At 35.6% G+C, this 2,922-nt stretch carries 2 protein-coding genes and 1 pseudogene; all 3 read left to right on the top strand.

The genetic code is table 11. The features are described 5' to 3' along the window. The first annotated feature begins 228 nt into the window (after nucleotides 1–228). On the top strand, nucleotides 229–1,512 hold the full coding sequence (locus BM213_RS14175) for a cell wall-binding repeat-containing protein (protein ID WP_425265939.1): 1,284 nt from the start codon (nucleotides 229–231) through the stop codon (nucleotides 1,510–1,512). A 226-nt stretch (nucleotides 1,513–1,738) separates the two neighbouring features. Beyond that, nucleotides 1,739–2,065, top strand: a complete 327-nt coding sequence (locus tag BM213_RS14180; RefSeq protein ID WP_208601929.1) for a YnfA family protein — start codon at nucleotides 1,739–1,741, stop codon at nucleotides 2,063–2,065. A gap of 160 nt (nucleotides 2,066–2,225) precedes the next feature. After that, nucleotides 2,226–2,861: pseudogene (locus BM213_RS14185) on the top strand (undecaprenyl-diphosphate phosphatase); the annotation flags it as partial. Between the last annotated feature and the right edge of the window lie 61 nt (nucleotides 2,862–2,922).

The raw sequence follows: 2,922 nt of genomic DNA on the forward strand, positions 1-2,922 counted from the left end.
TCGTCAACGTCGTTTTCCCTTATCGTATCAACGGTTTGCGACCATTGTAAAGATGTTTTGTCACGGATTTAGGAATTAAATAAAATCCATAAATTCTGCACAAATTCAAGATAATATAAAAAAAGTAGAAATATACGGTATGTTGAAAAAAGCTTAAGAGTCTTTAAAAAAGTATTTTTTAACAGTTTAATCGCTGGAAATAATAGTGATCAAGGAGGATGTGGCTAGATGAACACAAAAAAAATTTTCAAAATGTTAATTACACTTTTTGCGTCTACAATTATTGCGGTAGGTTGTAGCGCACAAGATGGAAATGATCCAAAAAAAGCAGACCAATCAATGGATCATAGTCAGCATGGAAGTAGTCAAACGAATGGAGCAAGCAATGACAAGGAAAACACAGTTATAGGTGTTCAAGAACCGAGCGTATATAATGAAGAAGCGAGTAAAAATCTTCTTACATTGTCAACAAAAAACGTTACTCGTTTGAATACTGATGATCCAGTTGAACTTTCGGTATTAGTATCACAAACGATATGGCCGGCTACTCATAAAGAAAATCAACCAAATGGGATTATCCTAGCTCCCCTTGAAAATTGGCAAGCAACATTGGCTGCAGCTGATCTTATTCATCATCCAAATAACGGACCTATTTTATTTACAAAAAACAATACAATTCCAAATCAAGTGTTGAATGAAATTCAACGTTTAAATCCACTTGGGATTAAAGACGGTACACAAATTTTTGTTATCGGTAACTTGCCGAAACAAGAGTTGGATAAACTAAAACGTTATAAAGTTCAACAAATTAATGAAACCGATTATGCAGCATTAGCACAAAAAATTGATCAATTGTATGCTGAAGTAGCAGGTAAACTACCAGAGAGTGTCATCATTGGTTCTTTTGAGGAAAAAGCAAAACTTTATACGATTCCTGCGGCCAATTGGATTGCTCATATGGAAGAACCGATTTTATACGTTAGTCAAAATAAAATTCCGAAACAAACAGAAGAAGCATTGAAAAAAAGAAAAGGAAAAGCGAATATCTACATTTTAGGTCCTCAGTCCATAATATCAAAGGAAGTCGAAGAGAAGTTAAAAGAATTTGGAAAGGTTACACGAATTTCAGGAGATACTCCAACTCAACAGTCTGTTGCATTTGCGACTTTTAAAGATAAGAAAACAGGATTTGGTTGGGGATTAAACAATCCGGGACACGGTTTATCATTTGTTTCGACCAAATCTCCTGAAATGGCATTAGCAGCAGCGCCTTTTTCACATTTGGGAAAACATGCGCCACTTATTTGGCTGGAGAATGGCGAACTTACCCCAGAAGTTTATGAGCTTATGGCTACCTTAAAACCAACGTTTGAAAACGATCCAACTGTAGGACCGTATAATCATGCTTATTTATCCGGAACAGAAAAACTGATTTCGTATCAAACACAAGGGGTTATTGATGAAAAGCTTGAAATTGTTCCAGAGAGTGGAGAGGGGCATGGCAGTCATTAAGAAAAAAATTAGATAAATTTTTTATAACCGTACAGAAATGCATCTGTACGGTTTTTTGTGGGTTCAAACTAAATTTTTTCTCCCATCCCATATAACTTTATTGATTCGAGTATTTTCAAGTAATATCTTTATATTAAAAATCCGTTACATTTATGAAATGTCATTGATTTTTATAAAGAGTCCTTGGTATGTTGTAATAGGCATTATTTCAAAAGGAGTGATTGAGATCGTCTACGCCTTCATTTTATTTATTTTTGCGGGATTGGCTGAAATAGGCGGGGGTTATCTTGTCTGGTTATGGTTACGAGAAGGGAAACCGTATTGGTATGGACTAATTGGTAGTATGATTTTAATCGTATATGGGATTATACCGACATTCCAAAGCTTTCCTTCTTTCGGAAGAGTTTATGCGGCATATGGGGGAGTCTTTATTATTCTTTCAGTGTTATGGGGATGGGTGATTGATAAAAAGACTCCTGATACATATGATTGGATTGGTGCAATTATTTGTTTAGTTGGTATTTCAATCATGCTATGGGCACCACGTAACTAAATACGTTCATCATCTTTTTATTTCAAAATAAACATAAATTTGCTGTTATATCGGATGAATTTTTAGGGTAGCAAATCCTGCTCTAAATACGGGATGCGTTAATGTTATGTAGAGATATTTCGGAATAACACTTTATTAGAACGGAGTTGAAATTGTTAAGATGATTGATGTACTAAAAGCTATCGCTCTAGGTCTTGTCGAAGGTTTGACCGAATTTCTGCCTGTTTCGTCAACAGGACATTTAATTTTAATGGGGCATTTACTCAATTTTACAGGCGATGTAGCGAAAACATTTGAAATTGTTATTCAACTTGGTTCGATTCTGGCTGTCGTTGTCGTGTATTGGGAGCGTTTATTGAAATTAGTTAATTGGCGTTCAATCAATATCTACGAATCTTCTTCGTTAAACTTATTACATATTATTCTTGCGATGTTGCCAGCCGTCATTTTAGGATTGCTTGTTCATGATTTAATAAAAAAGTATTTATTCTCCCCATATACAGTATTGATTGGGCTTATAGCTGGCGGCTTACTGATGATTTTTGCTGAAAGGAAAAAAGGGATGCCATCAACATTGTCGTTAGATCAACTAAGCTATAAGCAAGCATTTGCAATTGGATTGTTTCAATGCCTTGCCTTATGGCCGGGATTTTCACGCTCGGGATCTACTATTTCCGGAGGGCTTTTAGTTGGTACAGATCACAAAACGGCGGCGGATTTCTCTTTTATCGTAGCAGTACCGATGATGGTCGCTGCCAGCGGGTTAGACCTAGTAAAAAGTTACGAATATATTTCTATATAAGTTGAATTAAAGATTTACAACTGAACACACAAACGATCGATCGTTTGTTCTGGTT

It is taken from the genome of Anoxybacillus pushchinoensis (assembly GCF_900111795.1).
Lineage (GTDB): Bacteria > Bacillota > Bacilli > Bacillales > Anoxybacillaceae > Anoxybacillus > Anoxybacillus pushchinoensis.

Bases quoted from the DNA above. Each gene is read 5' to 3' on its own strand.
- BM213_RS14175 (WP_425265939.1), top strand. From the start codon at position 229: ATGAACACAAAAAAAATTTTCAAAATGTTAATTACACTTTTTGCGTCT.